This is a genomic window from Curtobacterium sp. MCSS17_008, assembly GCF_003234185.1.
Classification (GTDB): domain Bacteria; phylum Actinomycetota; class Actinomycetes; order Actinomycetales; family Microbacteriaceae; genus Curtobacterium.
The window spans coordinates 63,224-82,433 of sequence record NZ_QKSM01000013.1; the positions used below are offsets into that span (position 1 = coordinate 63,224).

20 protein-coding genes, 2 tRNA genes and 1 pseudogene are annotated in these 19,210 nt (G+C 72.7%); 12 read left to right on the top strand and 11 right to left on the bottom strand.

Annotated features, from left to right (window positions below; genetic code table 11):
• Positions 1-43 precede the first annotated feature (43 nt).
• Both DEJ23_RS12555 and DEJ23_RS12560 read left to right on the top strand, forming a co-directional pair.
• Positions 44-120: transfer RNA gene (locus tag DEJ23_RS12555), tRNA-Asp, on the top strand.
• A 1-nt stretch (position 121) separates the two neighbouring features.
• A tRNA-Phe gene (locus DEJ23_RS12560) sits at positions 122-194 on the top strand.
• An 80-nt stretch (positions 195-274) separates the two neighbouring features.
• On the opposite strand, the gene DEJ23_RS12565 is transcribed toward DEJ23_RS12560, so the two are convergent.
• Positions 275-1,285 carry an aldo/keto reductase family protein gene (locus tag DEJ23_RS12565; RefSeq protein WP_111240592.1) on the bottom strand — a complete coding sequence of 337 codons (1,011 nt, stop codon included), beginning with the start codon at positions 1,283-1,285 and terminating at the stop codon, positions 275-277.
• Between the two features lie 197 nt (positions 1,286-1,482).
• Here DEJ23_RS12565 and DEJ23_RS15790 point away from each other — a divergent pair, with 197 nt between their 5' ends.
• Positions 1,483-2,127, top strand: a complete 645-nt coding sequence (locus DEJ23_RS15790) for a hypothetical protein (RefSeq protein ID WP_181429253.1) — start codon at positions 1,483-1,485, stop codon at positions 2,125-2,127.
• A 58-nt stretch (positions 2,128-2,185) separates the two neighbouring features.
• Positions 2,186-3,181, top strand: coding sequence for an SDR family oxidoreductase (locus tag DEJ23_RS12575; protein WP_111240594.1), 996 nt, complete (start codon positions 2,186-2,188; stop codon positions 3,179-3,181).
• Between the two features lie 147 nt (positions 3,182-3,328).
• Here the strand turns inward: DEJ23_RS12575 and rocD are convergent, their stop codons facing one another.
• A complete protein-coding gene (rocD, locus tag DEJ23_RS12580) occupies positions 3,329-4,582 on the bottom strand; it encodes an ornithine--oxo-acid transaminase (RefSeq protein ID WP_111240595.1) in 1,254 nt (417 codons plus the stop codon).
• Positions 4,583-4,584: 2 nt separating this feature from the next.
• The gene (ddaH, locus tag DEJ23_RS12585; protein ID WP_111240596.1) at positions 4,585-5,472 is read right to left on the bottom strand and encodes a dimethylargininase; all 888 of its coding nucleotides are present in this window, start codon (positions 5,470-5,472) and stop codon (positions 4,585-4,587) included.
• A gap of 236 nt (positions 5,473-5,708) precedes the next feature.
• Here ddaH and DEJ23_RS12590 point away from each other — a divergent pair, with 236 nt between their 5' ends.
• The 5 genes from DEJ23_RS12590 to DEJ23_RS12610 all read left to right on the top strand — a co-directional run bounded on the left by DEJ23_RS12590 (position 5,709) and on the right by DEJ23_RS12610 (position 9,522).
• On the top strand, positions 5,709-6,146 hold the full coding sequence (locus DEJ23_RS12590) for an Lrp/AsnC family transcriptional regulator (protein WP_058729711.1): 438 nt from the start codon (positions 5,709-5,711) through the stop codon (positions 6,144-6,146).
• Between the two features lie 23 nt (positions 6,147-6,169).
• The gene (locus DEJ23_RS12595) at positions 6,170-6,541 is read left to right on the top strand and encodes a hypothetical protein (RefSeq protein WP_146240299.1); all 372 of its coding nucleotides are present in this window, start codon (positions 6,170-6,172) and stop codon (positions 6,539-6,541) included.
• Positions 6,542-6,568: 27 nt separating this feature from the next.
• A complete protein-coding gene (locus tag DEJ23_RS12600; protein WP_111240598.1) occupies positions 6,569-7,399 on the top strand; it encodes a nitroreductase family protein in 831 nt (276 codons plus the stop codon).
• Entirely contained in the window at positions 7,396-8,178 is a 783-nt protein-coding gene (locus tag DEJ23_RS12605) for a YqjF family protein (RefSeq protein WP_111240599.1), read from the top strand. The genes DEJ23_RS12600 and DEJ23_RS12605 overlap by 4 nt, the downstream gene beginning before the upstream one ends.
• Positions 8,179-8,250: 72 nt before the next feature.
• On the top strand, positions 8,251-9,522 hold the full coding sequence (locus tag DEJ23_RS12610; protein WP_181429254.1) for a phosphatidylserine decarboxylase family protein: 1,272 nt from the start codon (positions 8,251-8,253) through the stop codon (positions 9,520-9,522).
• Positions 9,523-9,538: 16 nt separating this feature from the next.
• Here the strand turns inward: DEJ23_RS12610 and DEJ23_RS12615 are convergent, their stop codons facing one another.
• Positions 9,539-10,162, bottom strand: coding sequence for a hypothetical protein (locus tag DEJ23_RS12615; RefSeq protein ID WP_111240601.1), 624 nt, complete (start codon positions 10,160-10,162; stop codon positions 9,539-9,541).
• An 83-nt stretch (positions 10,163-10,245) separates the two neighbouring features.
• Here DEJ23_RS12615 and DEJ23_RS12620 point away from each other — a divergent pair, with 83 nt between their 5' ends.
• Both DEJ23_RS12620 and DEJ23_RS12625 read left to right on the top strand, forming a co-directional pair.
• Entirely contained in the window at positions 10,246-11,241 is a 996-nt protein-coding gene (locus DEJ23_RS12620) for an SDR family oxidoreductase (RefSeq protein ID WP_111240602.1), read from the top strand.
• Positions 11,238-11,603, top strand: coding sequence for a hypothetical protein (locus tag DEJ23_RS12625; protein WP_111240603.1), 366 nt, complete (start codon positions 11,238-11,240; stop codon positions 11,601-11,603). The genes DEJ23_RS12620 and DEJ23_RS12625 overlap by 4 nt, the downstream gene beginning before the upstream one ends.
• Before the next feature lie 13 nt (positions 11,604-11,616).
• Here the strand turns inward: DEJ23_RS12625 and DEJ23_RS12630 are convergent, their stop codons facing one another.
• Both DEJ23_RS12630 and DEJ23_RS12635 read right to left on the bottom strand, forming a co-directional pair.
• A complete protein-coding gene (locus DEJ23_RS12630; protein WP_111240604.1) occupies positions 11,617-11,829 on the bottom strand; it encodes a hypothetical protein in 213 nt (70 codons plus the stop codon).
• A 35-nt stretch (positions 11,830-11,864) separates the two neighbouring features.
• Complete coding sequence (locus tag DEJ23_RS12635) at positions 11,865-15,413, bottom strand: proline dehydrogenase family protein (RefSeq protein WP_111240605.1); 3,549 nt, start codon at positions 15,411-15,413, stop codon at positions 11,865-11,867.
• A gap of 119 nt (positions 15,414-15,532) precedes the next feature.
• Between DEJ23_RS12635 and DEJ23_RS12640 the strand changes: the two genes are divergently transcribed.
• Positions 15,533-15,997: a MarR family winged helix-turn-helix transcriptional regulator gene (locus DEJ23_RS12640; protein ID WP_111240606.1), complete on the top strand. Its 465-nt coding sequence runs from the start codon at positions 15,533-15,535 to the stop codon at positions 15,995-15,997.
• A gap of 29 nt (positions 15,998-16,026) precedes the next feature.
• Here the strand turns inward: DEJ23_RS12640 and DEJ23_RS12645 are convergent, their stop codons facing one another.
• From DEJ23_RS12645 to DEJ23_RS15795, 5 genes and pseudogenes are all read right to left on the bottom strand, one after another.
• The gene (locus DEJ23_RS12645; RefSeq protein WP_111240607.1) at positions 16,027-16,908 is read right to left on the bottom strand and encodes a serine hydrolase; all 882 of its coding nucleotides are present in this window, start codon (positions 16,906-16,908) and stop codon (positions 16,027-16,029) included.
• A 35-nt stretch (positions 16,909-16,943) separates the two neighbouring features.
• Positions 16,944-17,681 carry a zf-HC2 domain-containing protein gene (locus DEJ23_RS12650; RefSeq protein WP_111240608.1) on the bottom strand — a complete coding sequence of 246 codons (738 nt, stop codon included), beginning with the start codon at positions 17,679-17,681 and terminating at the stop codon, positions 16,944-16,946.
• Entirely contained in the window at positions 17,678-18,193 is a 516-nt protein-coding gene (locus tag DEJ23_RS12655) for a sigma-70 family RNA polymerase sigma factor (RefSeq protein WP_111240609.1), read from the bottom strand. Before DEJ23_RS12655 ends, DEJ23_RS12650 begins: the two co-directional genes overlap by 4 nt.
• Entirely contained in the window at positions 18,190-18,888 is a 699-nt protein-coding gene (locus tag DEJ23_RS12660) for a YceI family protein (protein WP_111240610.1), read from the bottom strand. Before DEJ23_RS12660 ends, DEJ23_RS12655 begins: the two co-directional genes overlap by 4 nt.
• A 126-nt stretch (positions 18,889-19,014) precedes the next feature.
• Positions 19,015-19,210, bottom strand: a pseudogene (locus DEJ23_RS15795) (hypothetical protein); the annotation flags it as partial.

A 19,210-nucleotide genomic window follows, 5' to 3' on the forward strand; every position in this document is an offset into this window, starting at 1 on the left:
AGTGAGCAAGCAACCGAGCAACACCGAACACAACACAACACATGGCCCTGTAGCGCAGTTGGTTAGCGTGCCGCCCTGTCACGGCGGAGGTCGCGGGTTCAAGTCCCGTCAGGGTCGCCACGGCTGGATAGCTCAGTTGGTAGAGCGTTCGACTGAAAATCGAAAGGTCCACGGATCGATGCCGTGTCCAGCCACGGTGAAGAGCCCCTCACGAGAGTGAGGGGCTCTTTTGCGTCCCCAGGAGCAGTGTCCCTCGGGCCGGGCCGGGCGGGGCTCAGGCCTCGCGGGTCTTCGGGCTGCTGTCGTTCGTCTTCGCCGGGTCGCGCTCCACGACACCACCGAGGGCGTCGTCGATGCGGGACATCAGCTCGGCGGGGATCTGCACCCCGGCAGCGCCGGCGTTGTCGTGCACCTGCTCCGGACGCGAGGCGCCGATGATCGCCGACGCCACGTTCTCGTTCTGCAGCACCCACGCCACCGCGAGCTGCGCCATCGACAGGCTCAGCTCGTCGGCAATCGGCTTGAGCTCCTGCACGGCCGAGAGCACCTCGTCGTTCATGAAGCGCTCGATCATCTTCGCGCCGCCCTTGTCGTCGGTGGCACGGGACCCCTCGGGCAGCGGCTGTCCGGGCTGGTACTTGCCCGTCAGCACACCCTGCGCGATGGGCGACCAGACGATCTGCGAGATGCCGAGCTCCTTCGAGGTCGGGACGACCTCGCCCTCGATGACCCGCCAGAGCGCCGAGTACTGCGGCTGGTTCGAGATGAGCTGGAAGCCGAGGTCCTCTGCGAGGGCATGCCCTGCACGAAGCTGGTCCGCCGTCCACTCCGAGACGCCGACGTACAGCACCTTGCCCTGCCGCACGACGTCGGCGAAGGCCTGCATCGTCTCCTCGAGCGGTGTCTCGTGGTCGTAGCGGTGCGCCTGGTACAGGTCCACGTAGTCGGTCTGCAGGCGCTCGAGCGACCCGTCGATCGACTCGAGGATGTGCTTGCGGGACAGACCCGTGTCATTGTGGCCCTTCGGCCCGGTGGGGCCGAAGACCTTCGTCGCGATCTCGAGCGACTGGCGCCGCTCCCCCTTGAGGGCCTCGCCGAGGACGGTCTCGGCGCCGGTGTTCGCGTAGACGTCGGCGGTGTCGAAGGTCGAGATGCCGACGTCGAGCGCGGCACGGACGCAGGCGATGGCTGCGTCGTTCTCGACCTGTGATGCGTGGGTGAGCCAGTTGCCGTAGGTGATCTCGGACACCTTGAGGCCCGAGTTGCCGAGGTAGCGGTACTCCATGTGCGTGTCACTCCTGTCGTGGAGCGCATCGGTGCGCCCCGACCCGTGACGGTAGTCCCCACGGCAGCGGGTCCCACCCATGCTGGCGGTAGGATGAAGTATCAGTCGGACACCATCGAGCAAGACGAAACCCCGGCGATGTGGCCGAGGCCAGTGATCGTTCCGGGGTCTTCGCCATCCAGCATACAAGGGAGCCGATGCCTCGCCAAGATCTCTCGGCGCTCCTGACGCCGGAGCGACTGCGGTCGTACACGCAGCGGTGTCCGAACGAGGCGAGCGCACTCCGCCTCTACGAGTGGAACATGCGCGCCGCGGCAGCCGTCCTGGAACTGACCGGCATCGTCGAGGTCGTCGCGCGCAACTCCCTGGACCGGGAGCTCCGAGCCTGGGCGGCTCGACGCGGTGCCCCGACGTGGTTCGACACCGTGCCGCTCGATCAGCAGGGGCGCCTCGACCTGGTCAAGGCCCGAGCACGCGCAACTCGGAACAGGCGACGGCCCGAGGTCCATGGGCGTGTCATCGCCGAGCTGTCTCTCGGCTTCTGGCGCTACCTCGTCGAGTCGCGCTACCTCACAGCGCTCTGGACGCCGGCGCTGCACCGTGCCTTCCCGCACGGACCGGCAGACGTCTTGACACGCCAGCGAGAGGTCCGCGCTCGGATGCAGCAACTGCACTTCGTCCGCAACCGCGCCGCGCACCACGAACCGATCCACCAGCGCGACCTCCGCCGTGACCTCGACGCCGCACTCGACCTGCTCGGCTGGATCCACCCCGTCGCCGCTGAGTGGGCGGCCGACGTGACGTCGCTCAGCGCGGTCCTCGACGCCCGACCCAGCGACTGAGGGGCAGGATCGCAGGGGCGCGGTGCACAGCGGCACCGCCGGGAGCGAAGGAGCATCCATGTCGGGACCGAGCGTGCTGTTCATCGGCGGCAGCGGCATCATCAGCGCCGCCTGCGTCCGCGAAGCCGTCGAGCAGGGGTTCGACGTCACCGTGCTCAACCGGGGCGCGACGGACAAGCGGCCGGTCCCGGATGCCGTGACGCGCCTCCAGGCCGACGTGTCGGACCGCGCCGCGCTCGAGGCGGCGGTCGGCGACCAGCGGTGGGACGTCGTCATCGACTTCGTGGCCTTCACGCCCGACCAGGTGCAGCGGGACATCGAGGTGTTCACCGGCCGGACGAACCAGTACGTGTTCATCTCGTCGGCCTCGGCGTACCAGACGCCCGCCACGCACCTGCCGATCACGGAGTCCACGCCGCTGAAGAACCCGTACTGGCAGTACTCGCGGGACAAGATCGCGTGCGAGGACCTGCTCACGAAGGCCTACCGGGAGGACGACTTCCCGACAACGATCATCCGTCCGTCGCACACGTACGACGAGACCCTCGTGCCGTTCTCCGGCGGCTGGACCGTGCTCGGGCGCATGCGCGCCGGCAAACCGATCGTGGTGTGCGGGGACGGCAGCTCGCTGTGGACGATCACGCACGCGCGGGACTTCGCCGTCGGCTTCGTCGGGCTGCTTGACCGCGCCGAGGCGATCGGCGAGGCGTTCCACATCACGGGCGACGAGGCACCGACGTGGGACCGCATCGCGCACGAACTCGCGGCCGCGGCCGGGGTCGAGGACCTGGAGATCGTGCACGTGCCGAGTGACGCGATCGACGCGCTCGACGCCGACTGGGGCGCGAGCCTGCTCGGGGACAAGGCGAACACCTCGGTGTTCGACAACACGAAGGTGCAGACCCTGGTGCCGGAGTTCGCGCAGACGACGTCGATCCGGCAGGGCGCGCGCGAGATCGTCGCGTGGTTCGACGCCGATCCGTCCCGCCAGGTGACGGACGAGCGGCTCGACGGGCTGATGGACCAGCTCGTGGAGCGGTGGCAGGTGCGCTGACGCGCCTGGCGCAGGTCGAGTCGGGCGTTCGTGGAGCAGGAATCGTCGGGTCGGCAACGCTGACCCGACGATTGCTGCTCCATCGAGCGCGGACGGGAGGCGCGGTGCCAGCTGGCACCGCGCCTCCCGTCCGACAGGTGATCGCGCCTACCGCGCGGCCAGCACCTCCCCGAGGGTCCCGATCGCGAGCCGGACCTCGTCGTCGGTGACGACGAGCGGCGGCGCGAAGCGGATCGTCGACCCGTGGGTGTCCTTCACGAGCACGCCCCGGTCGGCCAGGTCGTGCGCGATCTCCTTGCCGGTGCCGAGCGCGGGATCGATGTCGATCCCCGCCCAGAGCCCGGCGACCCGGTGCGACACGACCCCGTGCCCGACGAGCTCGTCGAGCAGGCCCCGGAGCAACGGTTCGCCGTCGAGCGCCCGCTGCTGGAACGTGCCCTCGCTGAGCATCGCGACGACCTCGGCCCCGACGGCCGCCGCGAGCGGGTTGCCGCCGAACGTCGAGCCGTGCTCGCCGGGACGGAGGACACCGAGCACCTCCCGCGAGCCGACGACGGCGGACACCGGGACGATGCCGCCTCCGAGCGCCTTGCCGAGCGTGATCAGGTCGGGTCGGACGCCGACGCGCTGCACCGCGAGGGTGTGCCCGGTGCGGCCGAGCCCGGACTGGATCTCGTCGGCGACGAACAGTGCGACGAACTCGTCACAGATCCTGCGCACCTCGGGCAGGTAGGACTCCGGCGGGATGACGACCCCGCCCTCGCCCTGGATCGGCTCGAGCAGCACGGCGACGACGGTCTCGTCCATCGCTTCTCGGAGCGCGGACGCGTCACCGTACGGCACTGTCCGGAAGCCCGGCGTGTACGGCCCGAAGTCGTCGCGTGCGGAGGGGTCGTCGGAGAACGACACGATGGTCGTGGTCCGACCGTGGAAGTTCCCCGAGGCGACCACGATCGTGGCCTGGCCGGCCGGCACGCCCTTCACCCGGTAGCCCCAGGCGCGGGACACCTTGATCGCGGACTCGACGGCCTCGGCCCCGGTGTTCATCGGCAGGACGAGGTCGGTGCCGGTCAGCGCGGCGAGCGACTCCGCGAACGGCCCGAGCCGGTCGTTGACGAACGCGCGGCTCGTCAGGGTCACCCGGTCGAGTTGGGCCCGTGCGGCGTCGAGCAGCCGGGGGTTGCCGTGGCCGAAGTTCACCGCGGAGTACGCGGCGAGGCCGTCCAGGTAGCGCTTGCCGTCGACGTCCGTCACCCATGCGCCGTCGCCGGACGCGATGACGACCGGCAGGGGGCTGTAGTTGTGGGCGAGGGAGTGGTCCTCGACGGCGAGCGCGGCTGCCGTGGCAGCACCGAGCGCGCCGGTCCCCGCGGGGGTGCCGGCGCCGGTCGCGGTGCTCATGGCTACCGCGCGACCGAGGTGCCGGTGCCGACGGGGTGCAGGTCGAGCGTGCAGCACTTCACGCCGCCGCCGCCGAGCAGGAGCTCGGACAGGTCGACGCCGATCGGGTTGTAGCCCTTCTCGCGCAGCTGTTCCGCGAACCGCACCGCGCGCGAGGCGATCACGACGTTGTAGCCGTCGGAGTACGAGTTGAGGCCGAGGATCGCGGCGTCCTCCTCGGTCGCGATGATCGCGTCCGGGAAGCGCTCGCGCAGGATCGCGAGCGAGGGCTCGTCGAAGGCGCTCTCGAGGTAGGCGATGTTCGAGGTGCCGTCCGCCGCGGGCTCCGGGTCGAGCACGGCGATGGCGGTGTCGAGGTGGTAGAAGCTCGGGTTGATGAGCTTCAGGGTGACGACCTCGCGGCCGTACACACGGGCCAGCTCCTCGTGCGAGGTGCTGTCGGAGCGGAACCCGGTGCCGGCGAAGATCGTGTCGCCGACGAGCAGGAAGTCACCCTCGCCCTCGTTGGTCTCCTCGGGCTCGGCGACCTCGAGGCCGGCGCTGCGGAACCAGTCCATGTACGCGGGGCCCTCGGGCTGGCGCTCGGGGTACTGGAACTTGGCGCCGTAGGCGACGCCGTCCAGCACGAAACCGCCGTTGGCCGCGTAGACCATGTCGGGCAGGCCCTCGATCGGCTCGATGTACGAGATGTCGAAGCCGAGCTGCTCGTAGACGTCGACGAGGGACTGCCACTGCTCGACGGCCTTCGAGGTGTCCGTCGGCTCCTCGGGGTGCATCCACGGGTTGATCCGGTAGCTCACCGTGTAGTGCGTCGGCTTGCACATGAGGATCGTGCGCTTCGTGGCGACACGGGCCGGTGCTGCCTGCGGTTCGGTTGCGGTGTTCGACATCAGTCCTCCTGGGACTTCTGGCCCGAGCCTGCCAGGAACCACCACGGGTGAAGCACTCCGGTGAGACGCAGGCTCACTCACCGCAGCGGACCAGGTCGACGCCAGCAGCAGTCTGACACGAACGGTCCGGTCGGTGCAGTACCCGGCGCGCGAGCGCGTGGCACCCGTTCGGGTGACGCACGATTCCTGCGTCGGACCCACCTGACTCGCAAGAACCCCGCGTACCATGTTCGTCGATGGACACACTCGACCACCGCATCCTGGACCAGCTCCGGGAGAACGCCCGGGCCGGCTACGGCGACATCGGGTCGGTGGTCGGACTCTCGGCGTCCGCCGTGAAGCGTCGCGTCGACCGGCTCGTCGCCGACGGGGTCATCCAGGGGTTCACGATCAAGGTCGACCCCGCCGTGGAGGACCGCGGCACCGAGGCCTGGGTCGAGCTCTACTGCCGCGGCACGGTCTCCCCCGACGAGCTCCGCACGCTGCTCGACACCGTGCCCGAGGTCGTCGACGCCGGGACCGTCACGGGCAGCGCCGACGCCGTCGTGCACATGCGGTCGCGGGACCTGCCGGCGCTCGAACTCGCACTCGACCGGGTGCGCCTCGCACCGCAGGTCGACCACACCCGCAGCGCGATCGTGCTGTCGAAGCTCGTCTCCCGAGAGTCCGCCTGACCGGAGTGCGTAGGGTCGCCTCCGTGGGACGCAGGACGACAGCCGGGAGGCACGGCGCGCCTCCCGTCCGACCGCCGGCGGCCCGCCGGCTGGTCACCGCCGCCGCCGTGGCGTACCTGGCCAACTGCCTCTGGGGCACCGCTGTCGCGGTGCGCCTCATCCGCACGAAGAAGCTCCGCGTCGTGCACCACGGGCTCTTCGTCGTGACCGCGACCCTCACCGGTGTCGCCGCGACCACCCCGGCCTGGACCCGTGACCGCTCCGCGCTCTTCCTGCTGCCCGCGCTCGTCCCCCTCGCACTCGCTCCACGCACGAACCCCCGCTCCGGAGCACACTGGAGAGTCGCGGTCGCCGCCGCACCGTCCTACCTGGGGGCGCTGCTCGCGCGGCGCTGACCGCGACGACGAGACACGAGGGAAGCAGTGGAGCTCTTCGAGGCCATCCGACGCCGGCGCACGACCAACGGGGCGTTCCTGCCCGACCCGGTGTCCGAGGAGCACCAGCGACTGCTCATCGAGCTCGCCGGACGCGCGCCCTCGCAGCTGAACAGCCAGCCGTGGCGCTTCGTCATCGTCGAGGAGCGGGACACCATCGACCGCATCGCCGACATCAGCGGCCGGTCGATGACGCAGACGATGGCCGAGGGGTCGTTCTTCGAGCGGTACCGCCCGTACTTCCGGTTCTCGCAGGCCGAGATGGACGAGCGCCGCGACGGGATGCTGTTCGACAAGCTGCCCGGGCCGCTCAAGCCCTTCACGAAGCAGGTGTTCACGAAGCGCGGGCAGCTGCTCATGAACACGCTCCGGGTGCCGCAGACCCTCGGTGAGGAGAACCGAAAGCTCGTCGCCGGGTCACCGCTGCTGCTCGGCGTGATGCTCGACCGCGACGAGTACCGGAAGGAGGCGCGCAACGCCTTCTACTCCGTGTTCAGCATGGGCGCAGCGATGGAGAACGTCTGGCTCGCGACGACCGAGCTCGGGCTGGGGATCCAGTTCGTGTCCTTCCCGATGGAGATCGAGGAGGCCTGGGCCGAGGTCGAGGAGCTCCTCGCGGTCCCGCCGGAGCTCGAGCTGATGGCCGTGTACCGGATCGGGTACCTGCCGCCGGAGCGGCGACGACCCGCCATCGACTGGGTGTCGAACGAACGGAAGCGCCCGTCGCAGTACGTGTTCCGCGGGACCTGCGCGACCCCGCAGACCGGGTGGGACGACGTGCCGGAGGCGGCGCGCACCGACGACACGAGCGGCTCGTGACCGCGAGCCGGCGGGACGGGGCCGAGCCGGGCCTCCCGTCCGTCTCGCCCGTGGCACCGCCGCTGCGGGGCCGCCCCTGGATCTCGCAGGACTGGCTCGACGTGGTCTTCGTGCACTGGCGTGTGGACGTGTCGGCCGTGGCGCCGCTGCTGCCCGCCGGGGCGTACCCGGACACGATGGCACCCGACGGGACCGACGACGGTGCGACCACGTGGGTCGGCCTGATCGGGTTCCGCTTCACCGACACGCGCTTCCCACCGCTCGGACGGCTGGGCCGGGCCGGCAGCGTGGGCGACTTCGTCGAGGTCAACGTGCGGGTCTACACGCGCGACGACCACGGCCGGCGGGGCGTCGCGTTCCTGTCGCTCGACGCCGGCAAGCTCCTGCCGACCGTCGGCGCACGCGTGGCGACCGGTCTGCCGTACTGGTGGGCGCACGCCGCGGTCCGGAAGGTCGACGACCGGGTCGGCTACGCGATGCGTCGGCACGGGACGCACCTGCGGTCCACCTTCGACGTGCGGGTCGGGCCGGCGGTCGACGAGCCGACCCCGCTCGAGACCTTCCTGACCGCGCGGTGGGGCATGCACGTGCGGCGTGCGGGGGCGACCCGGTACTGGCCGAACGAGCACGGGTCGTGGCCGCTGCACCGCGCGTCCCTCGTCACGCTGCGCGACGACCTGGTCGCGGCGGCGGGGCTGCCGTTCGGGCTGACCGAGCTCGAGCCGGACTCCGTGCTCTACTCGCCCGGGGTGACGACCCGGTTCGGTCGCGGGCGCTGACCGGCGGCTGCCGGGAGGCCGTGGTGCGGCCACTGGGACGCGTCGCGGCGAGCGGTGGGTAGCGTCCACCGCGTGACCGGTGGAGCGCAGCAGCAGGACGTCCGACGCCGCGCGGGATGGCTCCCGCAGGACCAGAGCGGGCTCGAGGCGTGGCTCCGCGGCCGCCGCGAGCGTCACCAGGAGCGCGACCCCGACCGCGCGCTGCACCCGGCGGTGTCCGCGTTCCGAGACCTCGTCGAGGGCGACCCCGTCCTGCGCATGCACGCGCACCAGATGATCGAGCAGGTCCCCGTCGGTCGGCAGTACGAGGAGCGGCACCTCGGGTCGTTCGGGGAACTGCTCGAGCTGGTCGACGAGGTCATCACGACCGCGCCCGAGTACAGCGACGACCAGATGGTCATGACGCCGCTCGACGGCGTGCTCGACTGGACGAAGGCCACGCCCGCGGGGTTCGCGTTCTACCGTGACCCGCGGGTCAACGAGGCGCTCCGGGCGATCCTGCAGGGCTGGTGCGACTTCCTGTCGAGCGACAAGTCCCTCGAGGTCCTGGTCGACGCACCCTCGGGCTGGCGGAGCGACGCCGCACGGCGGGCGGTCGGCATGGACCAGTTCGAGCACGACCCGGACGACGAGCACTGGGGCTTCGGGTCGTGGAACGACTTCTTCACCCGGCGCTTCAAGGACGGCGAGCGCCCGCTCGCCGAACCCGACGACGACGCCGTCGTGGTGAGCCCCTGCGAGGCCACCCCGTACCGGATCGCCAGTCGGGTCCACCGCCTCGACGAGTTCTGGGCGAAGGCCGAGCCGTACTCGGTCGAGGAGTTGCTCGCCGGCGACGAGACCGCCGACCTGTTCGTCGACGGCACCGTGTGGCAGGCGTTCCTCAGCGCCCTCGACTACCACCGCTGGCACAGCCCGGCGAGCGGGACCGTGCTGCGCGCCTGGGTCGAGCCGGGGACGTACTACTCCGAGGCCTCGTCCCAGGGTCCCGAGGCCGCCGAGCCGACGCTGTCGCAGGGGTACCTGGCGCACGTCGCGACCCGTGCGATCGTGCTCATCGACGCGGACGACCCGGCTATCGGCACGATCGCGGTCGTGTTCATCGGGATGTCGGACGTGTCGTCGTGCGTGATCGGCGACGGGATCGAACCCGGCGCGCGGATCGGCAAGGGCGACGAGCTCGGGTACTTCCAGTTCGGCGGGTCCTCGGTGTGCGTGCTGTTCGGCCCGGACGTCGTCGAGTCGTTCTCGCTCGGGGCGCTCCCGCAGGCGCCGCACGAGGCGCCGGTGCTGCTGCACGTGCGCTCGCACCTGGCGACCGCGCGGCGGCGGTCGTCCGACTGACGGCGAGACGCGGCGGTCACTCCAGCGGGGCCGCGGCCGCACGGCGGGCGCTCACGAGCGCCAGCACGGCAGCGAAGACCGCGAAGGCTCCCGCTCCGCCGACCCAGACGGCCGCACGCCACCCCGGGAGCACGGGCTGTTCGGGCAGCGCCAGTCCGAGCACGACGAGGACGACGCACGCCCCGGTGACGGCGAGGAACGCCGAGGCGACCGCCGAGTGGTCGAACCGGGGGACGGAACGGGCGAACCCCTTGATCTGCGCGACGGCACCGATGGTGCCGATCACCGTCGCGAAGAGGATGCCGACGACGAGGCTCCCGACCATCACGACCGCCCCCGCCGTCACCCCGACGACGACCCGGGTGCGGTGCAGGTCCCACGAGGCACCCCACGTCTGCTCGACGTAGGCGCGCCTCGCGGTGACGAACAACGCGACCGCACCGGCCGCCACGATGACGGCCGTCACGACACCGGTGACGAGCGCGAGCAGGTCCCCGAAGGCCGCGCCGACCACCACGGTCACCCCGGCGAGGACGAGCGCGAGCAGCGGGAGGTCCCAGACCTCGCGGAACCGCGTCGGCGTGCTCAGGACCCAGCCGGGCGGAGCCTCCTCGGCCGTGACCTCGTCGCGCGTCTCCACGGCCCCATCATGCTCCCCGTCGTGCGGCGTTCCGGGGGACAGCGGCTGAGTGGCGACGGCACGGCTCTGCGTAGAACGGGATCATGACGCGCGTGGCAGTGGTGACCGGTGGTTCGGCAGGGCTGGGGCGGGCGACCGTCCGCGAGCTCGCGGCACGGGGGTGGGACGTCGCCGTCCTCGCCCGGGGCCGGGACGGGGTCGACGCCGCGGTCGCCGAGGTCGAGGCGGCCGGACGCCGCGGACTCGCGCTCGTCGCCGACGTCGCCGACCGTCAGGCCGTCGAGTCCGCAGCCGACCGCGTCGAACAGGAGCTCGGTCCGATCGACCTCTGGGTGAACTGCGTGATGGTCGGGGTCTTCGGGCGCTTCATGGACACCGAGCCCGAGGACTTCGAGCGCGGCCTCGACGTCAACTTCCTCGGCTTCGTGCACGGCACCCGCGCGGCGCTCTCGCGCATGGTCCCCCGCGACCGCGGCCACGTGATCCAGGTCGGGTCCGCACTCGGCTTCCGCGGCATCCCGCTGCAGGCCGCCTACTGCAGCGCGAAGCACGCCATCGTCGGCTTCACGGAGTCGGTCGTCTCCGAACTCACCGCGCAGGGGAGCAAGGTCGCCGTGAGCCGGGTGGACATGCCGGCGCTCAACACGATCCAGTTCAACTGGGTGAAGTCGCTGCTGCCGCACCACCCGCAGCCTGTCGCACCGATCTACCAGCCCGAGGTCGGCGCCCGCGCGATCGCCGCCACCGCCGAACGCCCCCGCCGCCGCACGTGGGTGGGTGAATCGACGGTCTACACGATCCTCGGCAACCGGATCAGCGGACGCTTCGCGGACTGGTACGCGGCGAAGACCCTCGTGAGCGGCCAGCAGGCGGAGCAGAAGGACGGCGAGTCCCTGCCGACGAACCTGTACGAGCCGGTACCGGGAGACCACGGCGCGCACGGTGTCTTCGATGACGCGGCACACGCCTGGTCGCCGCAGACCTGGTGGGTGGAGCACCGCCGACTCGGCAACGGCATCATCGGTGCAGCGCTCGGCGCCGCCGGTGCGCTCGCCCTCGCCGCGGGGAAGCGCCGGTGAGCCGCCGCGACCGTCAGGACCGCCGGCACCGCGCGCGTCGGGTCGAGGCGCTGCGAGCAGGCATCGGCGTCGCACACCTGCTCGCCTCGCGCGGTTCGACGGGGCGGGTCGCCGTGTTCGGCCGGGTGCTCGGGGTCCGGCAGCTCGTGCAGGCCGGACTGCTCACCCGTGCGGGTTCGCCGGAGGCGCACGTCCTCGGCGCGGCCGTCGACGCGACGCACGGCGTCACGATGGTGCCGCTCATCGCGCTCGACCCGCGGGCTCGCGGCTTCGCGGTACGGCAGCTCGTGGTCGCCGTGCTCCTGACGGCGCTCGAGGTCGGTCTCGTCGGCACGGGGCGGGGACGCACCGGCCGACGCTGACCGCACCCGCTCGCTACTCGACCTCGTCGTTCGGCTGTTCGTCCTCGACGCCGGTCTCGTCCATCCGGTCACGCAGGTGGTCGGCCATCTCGCCGGCCCCCTCCGCTCCGTGGTCGTGCTCGACCTGCTCCACGAGGCCGGAGAGCTTCTCCTCGTTCGTCGCTTCCGTGGCACCGTCCATCACCGGGGCGGTCTGGACCTCGTCGTCGTTCGCTCGTGCGTTCATGCCCCGGACGCTACGCCGCTCGCCGCGTCGATCCCTCAGAGCCGCAGTCGGCTGAAGGCGGTCGAGACGTCGCCGTGCCGCTGCGCGGTGACCGAGACGGTCTGCTCGCGGAGGAAGTGCAGCATCTCGACGATGCCGGACTCCACCACGGGATCGTCGTGGATGGTCGTCTCGGTGCCGGCCCCCAGGGCTGCCTCGAGCGCGCGCGGGTCACCGCCGAGCAGCCGGATCCGGGAACCGGGACCGCCGAAGTCCGTGTGGCGTCGCGGTTCCGCCCCCTGCGCGAGCACCAGGTCGATGGGGTCGAGTTCGCGCTCCACGCCGTCCGACCAGTCGTCCTGCAGCAGGGCGCCCGACGCAGCGCGTGCCAGGAAGGTCGCGTCGTCCTCGACCACCTGGTCCACGACGTCGAGCGGTGAACGCGCCGAGGAGAACAACGGCAGGAGCTCGGCGGGCAGCGGTCGCGCGGTGCTGAGGAGCACGTGCGCCCGGGCCGCCGTCGCCGCGACGAGCACGCGGACGAGCTCGCCGGCGGCGACCCCGGAGGACTGCCGCACGACCACCGACTGTGGCCGGAACCGGATGACGTTGCGCTCGACGACCAGGTCCGCCGTGTCCCGCGACCGTCCGTACAGGGACGCACGCGCGGCGGCGTCGCTCTCGGCACCCGCACGGACGTGGTCGAACTCCTCGAAGGACAGGCCCGCGCGTGCCGCCTCGATCACCGCGGTGACACGGTTGCCGAGCCCCTGGAGCTGGACGCTGCGGTGCGGTCGGCGCCGCACCGGGTCCCACCGGTCGGCGCCGACGACGGTCAGCGGGCCGCCGCGGTGCACGGTCGGCCCCACGGCGGTCCCTCGCCACCCACCGACGGGCTGCCGTCCGGGGCGGGCACCCGTGGTCGGGCGGTTCACGACGAGCAGTCCCGCCCGGGTGCGGTCGGACCAGGTCGCGACCTCGTCGGGGTCGAGGGTGTGGAGGGCGGCGACGGACCCGCCGTCCGCGGCGTGCTGCAACGCGATCGCCTGGTCGAGGGTCTCCACGCGGACGACGTCGAGCACGGGGGCCGGCACTGCCGTCCGCGAGAGGTCGGCGGTGGGTCGGACCCCCTCGCGCACACCGGGCGACCACAGGCGTCCGGTGTCGTCGAGCGCGACGGGTTCGACGAGCCACGACTCCCCCGGCCGCAGCTCGGTCAGCGCGGTGCGCACGGCGGCGGTCGGTTCGGCGACGAGCGGCCCGACCTGTGCGGTGGGGTCGGTCGGCCAGGCGGTGCGGAGCCCGCGGACGGCGTCGGCGAGCTGCTCACGGAAGCGCGCGCTCTCACCGACGGACCCGACGAGCACCAGGAGCGACACGGACGCCGCGGCCTGCCCGGCGCGGGCGAAGGCCGACGCGACGACGTCCTGCACGGCCTGGTCGAGGTCCGCCGACGGGGTGACCACGGCGGTGACGACACCGGTGAGCTCCGCGACGAGCGGCAGGTCGGCTCGCCACCACCGGTACGAACGGGCGATCTCCGGCGCACCGGTCAGCACGACCCGGTCCACCGCCGGGTGCGCCACCAGGTCACGCGCGAGGTCGCTGCCGTCGAGGTCGACGAGCTGCAGCAGCGAGTGCGGCACCCCGGCGTCCCACAGCACGTCGGCGAACACCGCGACGGAGCGGCGTGCTGCTGTGGCGGGGTGCAGCACGACCCCGCTGCCCGCGGCGAGCGCGGTGAGCACACCGTCGGCGGCGTCGACGAGCGGTGCGCTCCACGACGGCACGACGACGGTGAGCCGGGGCGGGACCGGGACCGCTCCGCCGATGTCCTCGAGGTGCCGCGCGCGGTCGGCGGCGTGCGCGGCGGTGTCGACCGCGCGGCTGACCTCGCCGTCGGCCTCGGTCAGGGTGGACCCGATCTCGGCGACCATGGTCTCGACGAGGGCACCGCGGTGGGTCTCGAGCGCGTGGGCGATGAGGTCGAAGAGCTCGGCGCGGTCGTCCGGGTCCTGGCGGCCCCAGTTCACGCCGGCCTGCGCGGTCCGTGCGACCAGGCGTTCGAGGCGCCCCCGGTCGGTGACCCGCGCGCCGCGGATCGTCCGCACGCCGCGCTGCGAGCCGGGGACGCGACCGAGCACCTCGGCGGCCCAGGCCCGATTGCCGGGGGTCGACGGGTCGGTGTCCGGGGTGTTCTCGGAGCGCGCGAGCAGCACCGGGTCGCCGGGCGGCTGGCGACGGTCCTGGGTCCGCGTCGTGGTGGGGGCCGGTCGGACGAGGGCCGCGACGGCGTCGACGTGTGCGGCGACCGCGCGGTCCGCGACGGCCGGGTCGTCGACGGTGGTGGTCGTCGCGGCGGCGCTCTGCGGGTCGGCGATCTCGCGCAGGCGTCCGGCGAGGAAGGGCACGGCGGCGTCGAACTCGTCCGGCCGGACGAGCGGCACGCCCACGACGACCCGTCCGAACGCGCCGCGGAGGGCGTCGGCGTACCGGGTGGTGCCGAGGAGCACCTCGGGCTCGACGGCGTCGGCCACCCCGCGCCGGTCGGCGAGGACGTGCGCGGTGGCGAGCGCGAAGAGGTCGTGCGTGGCGACGCCGACGTGCACGGCGTCCGTGCGCTCGGGGTCGATCGCCGTGTCGAGGAGCCGCAGGTACGCGGTGTCGGTCGTCAGCCGGTCTGCGGTGACGGCGAGCGGTCGGCTGTGCAGGACGGCGTCGACCCGTTCGGCGGCGAGGAGCGTCCCCTTGGTGATCCGGACGCGCACGGGCGCTCCGCCGGCGGCTCGCCGTTCCTGCGCCCAGGCGGTGACGCCGTGCAGGGCGTCGAGCGACTCCGGGAGCTCGGCAGGCAGCGTCACGCCCGCGGTGATCCCGGCGGCTCCGTCGGTGTCGAACAGGGCTCGGAGGACGGCGACCGTGCGCTCGAGGTCCCGTGCACGACCGGACTGCAGCGTGATCACGGGCGGGGTCGGACGGTCGGCGGCGGTGCGGACGAGCGGGGTGAGGTGCTCCACCGCGTCGGCGACGGCGGCGTCGAGGTCCCACGGCGACGCCGGCGGCAGCACCGCGTCGAGGTCGATCGTCACGGCAGCGACGTCCTGGCGGAGCAGTTCGTCGATCGCCGCGAGCCGGCGGTCGCGGCCCGCGGGCCCGAGCACGGCGGGTCCGAGCAGGTCGACGTCGAGGCGGGTGTCCGGGCCGCCGAGCTTCGCGAGGGCGGCCGGGGTCCGGGCCGGGGTGGCGTCCACGACGAGGTGACCCGCGAGACGCCGGAGCACCTTCCGGGCCGAAGGCACGATCGCCCACGGCGCCATGGTCGCGAAGCCGCCGCCGACCGTGACCGCACCACGGAGGTACCACGCCAGGTCGTCCGGCACCGCGCGGCTCGCCCGCTCGAGGTTCCGGGCCACCACCCTCGGGTCCTCCGGCCGGACGACGGCGTCGACGAACTCCCGCGCGAAGTCGAGACCGCGGCGGTCCGCGAGCAGCTCGGCCAGCCGTGCCGCGGCCGGCTCGGCCTTCACCCCGCGGGCGGCGTCGATCCACCCCTGTGCCAGTGCGACCACGTCGTCGGTGCAGTCACGGAGGTGCGGGGTCGGCATGGAGTGATCGTATTCCGGCCCCCCGACGTGACCTCTGAGCGCGCCGTGTGCCGCCGTGGAGTCAGCCGAACGGATGATCCCGGTGCTCCGGACACCACCTGCTGGCTACGCTGGCGGGCATGGCGGAGCAGGGCGGCGAGGGGCACGACTGGGCGACCTGGGACGCGTTCCACGACGTCTGGCGCCGACTCGACCGGGCGCTCGACCACGCCGTGCAGCAGGGGGCCGGCATCTCGATCCCGGAGTTCGAGATCCTGATCGGCCTGCACCGCGACCCGGACCACCGGTTGCGCGTCCGCGACGTCGCGACGGGCATCGGCTGGGAGAAGTCGCGTGTCAGTCACCAGGTCACCCGCATGGTCGCCCGCGGACTCGTCGCGCGGGCGGACTGCCCGACCGACGGCCGTGGCAGCTGGGTGACGATGACCGCCGACGGCCGCCGTGCGGTGCTCGCCGGCATCCGCGCGCACACCGCAGCGCTCGAGCAGCTGTTCTGGAGGCCCGTGGGCACCGACGCGGACACCCTGCGGTCCGTCTCGCGCCGCGTCCTCGACGCGCTCGGTCCGGCCGAGCCCGAGGACTGACCCGATCACCACGCGTCAGCGCGCCGCGGTCACGCCGGCACGAGGTCGGTGAGCACCCGTGCGACGGCCGCCGCGGTCGCGTCGGCGCGCTCGTGGTCGTCGGCGGTGATCGTCACCACCGCATCGGCGACGGGGTCGAGGAGCACGAGTTGCCCGTACGCCCCGTGCAGCCGCCAGAGCCGGCCGGGCCCGCCCCACCCGGCCAGGGCATAGCGGTCGTACGCGGGTGACGACCCCGCCGCCACCCAGTCGTCGTGCATCGCGTCCACGACCGCGGCGGGGACGAGCTGTCGGCCGTCCAGGTCCCCGCGATCACGCAGGAGCCGACCGACCCGAGCGACCTCGGCGGTGCGGAGCAGGAGACCGCCGCCGGTGACGACGTGGCCGAGCGGGCAGCGGTCCCATGCGAGGTCGTCGATGCCGAGCGGATCGAACAGGCGGTCCTGCACGTACGCGCCGACGTCGCCGACCCGGGCGTCCAGGGCTCGGGCGGCGGTGTACGTGCTGGCGTTCGCGTACTGGAACGACCGCCCGGAGGTCGGTCGGCCGAGGAACGCACGCGCGAGGTCCGGCCAGTCGGTCGTCTCCGTCGGCGACCACGGCATGTCGATGCCGCTCGTCATCGTGAGCAGGTGCCGGAGGGTCACGTCCCGCACGCCCGGTCCGAGCGTGACGTCGGGCAGCAGCGTGCCGACCGGGTCGTCGAGCGAGAGCACCCCGTCGTGCGCGGCGATCCCGACGGCCAGGACGACGACGCCCTTCGCGACCGAGTGCACGTCGCGGCGGAGGTCCGGGCTCCAGTGGCGCTCCGCGGTCTCGTCCCCCACCAGGACGTGCAGGCCGTGCGCCCGGAAGCCGAGCCGGTCGACCTCGGCGACGACGGCATCGAGGACGGTCCGGGCGAGGGTCACCGGACCATCATCCCGTGCGGGCGAGCGCGGGCGCGTCAGAGGTCGGCACTGGCGAGGGAGCCCTGCTCGCCCCGCAGCCGGACCTGCACCGCGGCGATGTCGTCGCGGCGGATGTCCGTCGACGCCGAGAGCCCGCGGGCCTCGGCCCCGGCGGCCGACCACGACGCCACGGTCTGCACGGAGCCGTCGGTCCGGACCACCACGAGGTCGTACATCACCGAGCCGTCCGACGACCACTCCCTGCCCCCGTACGAGCACCCCCAGTCGAATCGCGTGCCCCACTGCTCGCCGCTCACGGCCAGGTCGACGTCGAGGCCCTGCGGACCGGTCATCGTGTAGCGGTCGCCCTCGCCCGAGGTCGCCGGTGCCGACGTGCTCGGTGCGCCGCCGGCCTGCACCGGTCCGCGGTCACCCGCGGTGCCGACGGCGAGGCCGCCGAGCACGGCGGCGACGACCGCCAGCCCCGCGGTCGCGGCGACCCATGCGCGACGCCGGCGCCGACGGTGCCGGACGCGGTGCGCGACGGAGGCGAGGGTGCTCTCGGAGCGGGTGTCGTGCCTCCCGTCCGGCTCCGCGATCTCGACCGCCTGGTCGGCGGGGAGCTTCGCGAGCAGGCCGGGCAGGCCGACGAGCTCGGCGACGGCCGCGGTGCAGCGCGCGCACGTCTCGAGGTGCCGTTCGTACTCGAGCCGCTCGTCGGGCGGCAGCGAGCCGAGCACGTAGGCGGCGTCCCACTCGGAGTACCGGTCGTGCGCGGTCGGGTCCACGCTCATCGGGTCACTCCTCGTTCCTGCAGTGCGAGCCGGAGGGCCCGCAGTCCGTAGTGCAGCCGCGACTTCGCGGTGCCCTCGGGGATGTCGTGCCGTCGTGCGATCTCCGGCACGGTGTGGCCGAGCCAGTAGGCGTCCACCACCACGCGACGGTGCTCCGGCGTGAGCGAGGCCAGCGCGTCCGCGACGACGATCCGGTCGAGCACGGCGTCGGTGCGGTCGGCCTCGGCGCGGTCCACGGGGTGCTCCGAACCGTGCTCGCGCCGGTTCCTGGCGGACCGGGCGTCGTCGACGACCAGGTTCCGCGCGACCGTGAACAGCCAGGCGCGGGCGCTGTCCGGAGCCCGTTCGAGCACCGCCGGACGCTGCCAGGCCCGGACCATGGTCTCCTGCACGACGTCCTCGACGGTCGAGCCGTCCCGCGTCAGGTGCCGGACGTACCGGGTGAGCGCGTCGCCGTGCTCGCGGTACAGCGTCGCCAGCAGCTCGTCGGCGGAACGGCTCGTCACGGTCACTTCGCCAGGTCGAGGGAGAACTCGACGGCGCCCTTCCCGTCCACGGTGACGAAGCCGAGCGAGGGGGCCTCGACCCCGTGGTCGGCGAAGGTGATCGGGACCGAGCCGACGACCTGGACGGTGCCGTCCTCGGCCACGGCGACCTGGGCGTCGGCGGTGACGGGCTTCTCGACACCGTGCAGGTCCATCGTGCCGGTGAGGGTGACGTCCTGCGTGCTGCCGCCGAGCGCCGTCGAGACGTCGACCGGTTCCGTGAGCTCGAACGTCGCCGTCGGGTACCGGTCGGTCTGCATGGCCGTGCTCCGGAAGTACTCGTCGCGCGCGGACTCGTCCGTGGTGATCTCCGCGACCTGCACCGTGACGGTGGCCTCCGTGAGCGAACCACCGTCGACGGTCGCCGTCCCCTGCACGTCCTTCGTCCGACCGACCACGTCCACATCATTCCCCTGCAGGACCTCGTGGACGCGGTACCCGGCGTACGAACTGCTCGTGCTCTCCCAGGTGCCGTCGGCCTGCTGGGCGTCGAGCGTGCGGCCGGAGCCGGAGGGGGCGGCGCTCAGCGAGGGGGCTGCGGCGGCCTGGCCGTTGACCGTGTTCGCGTAGATGACCGGGCCGGCGATGACGGCTACGGCGCCGATGACGACGACACCGGTGGCGGTGCCGATGACGACCTTCGTACGTGTGCGGAGTCCCATGCCCTGACGACGAGACCGGGGGCCGGATCGTTCACCTCGACTCCGCCCGGGTACGGCGGAAGGCGCCGTCCCCGTGGTGGGGCGGCGCCTTCCGGTGCGTGGTGCGGCACGAGTGCCGCGGGGGTGTTACTTGATCTGGGCTGTGATGGTCGCGGTGCCGACGAGCATGCCGCGCTTGACGGCGTCGGTGCCGAAGGTCTTGTTCAGCAGGCCGGCAGCGTCCTCGGACACGTGGACCGTGGTGCCGGTCAGGACCGCGTTGTCACCCTCGAGCTGCAGCGGCTTCAGCGACCCACCCCACAGCTCGAACAGGTACGCGTCC

What these genes read in the sequence shown, in the direction of transcription:
- DEJ23_RS12565 (WP_111240592.1), bottom strand. Translation starts at nt 1,285, where the DNA reads ATGGAGTACCGCTACCTCGGCAACTCGGGCCTCAAGGTGTCCGAGATC.
- DEJ23_RS15790 (WP_181429253.1), top strand. Translation starts at nt 1,483, where the DNA reads ATGCCTCGCCAAGATCTCTCGGCGCTCCTGACGCCGGAGCGACTGCGG.
- DEJ23_RS12575 (WP_111240594.1), top strand. Translation starts at nt 2,186, where the DNA reads ATGTCGGGACCGAGCGTGCTGTTCATCGGCGGCAGCGGCATCATCAGC.
- rocD (WP_111240595.1), bottom strand. Translation starts at nt 4,582, where the DNA reads ATGAGCACCGCGACCGGCGCCGGCACCCCCGCGGGGACCGGCGCGCTC.
- ddaH (WP_111240596.1), bottom strand. Translation starts at nt 5,472, where the DNA reads ATGTCGAACACCGCAACCGAACCGCAGGCAGCACCGGCCCGTGTCGCC.
- DEJ23_RS12590 (WP_058729711.1), top strand. Translation starts at nt 5,709, where the DNA reads ATGGACACACTCGACCACCGCATCCTGGACCAGCTCCGGGAGAACGCC.
- DEJ23_RS12620 (WP_111240602.1), top strand. Translation starts at nt 10,246, where the DNA reads ATGACGCGCGTGGCAGTGGTGACCGGTGGTTCGGCAGGGCTGGGGCGG.
- DEJ23_RS12630 (WP_111240604.1), bottom strand. Translation starts at nt 11,829, where the DNA reads ATGAACGCACGAGCGAACGACGACGAGGTCCAGACCGCCCCGGTGATG.
- DEJ23_RS12635 (WP_111240605.1), bottom strand. Translation starts at nt 15,413, where the DNA reads ATGCCGACCCCGCACCTCCGTGACTGCACCGACGACGTGGTCGCACTG.
- DEJ23_RS12640 (WP_111240606.1), top strand. Translation starts at nt 15,533, where the DNA reads ATGGCGGAGCAGGGCGGCGAGGGGCACGACTGGGCGACCTGGGACGCG.
- DEJ23_RS12650 (WP_111240608.1), bottom strand. Translation starts at nt 17,681, where the DNA reads ATGAGCGTGGACCCGACCGCGCACGACCGGTACTCCGAGTGGGACGCC.
- DEJ23_RS12660 (WP_111240610.1), bottom strand. Translation starts at nt 18,888, where the DNA reads ATGGGACTCCGCACACGTACGAAGGTCGTCATCGGCACCGCCACCGGT.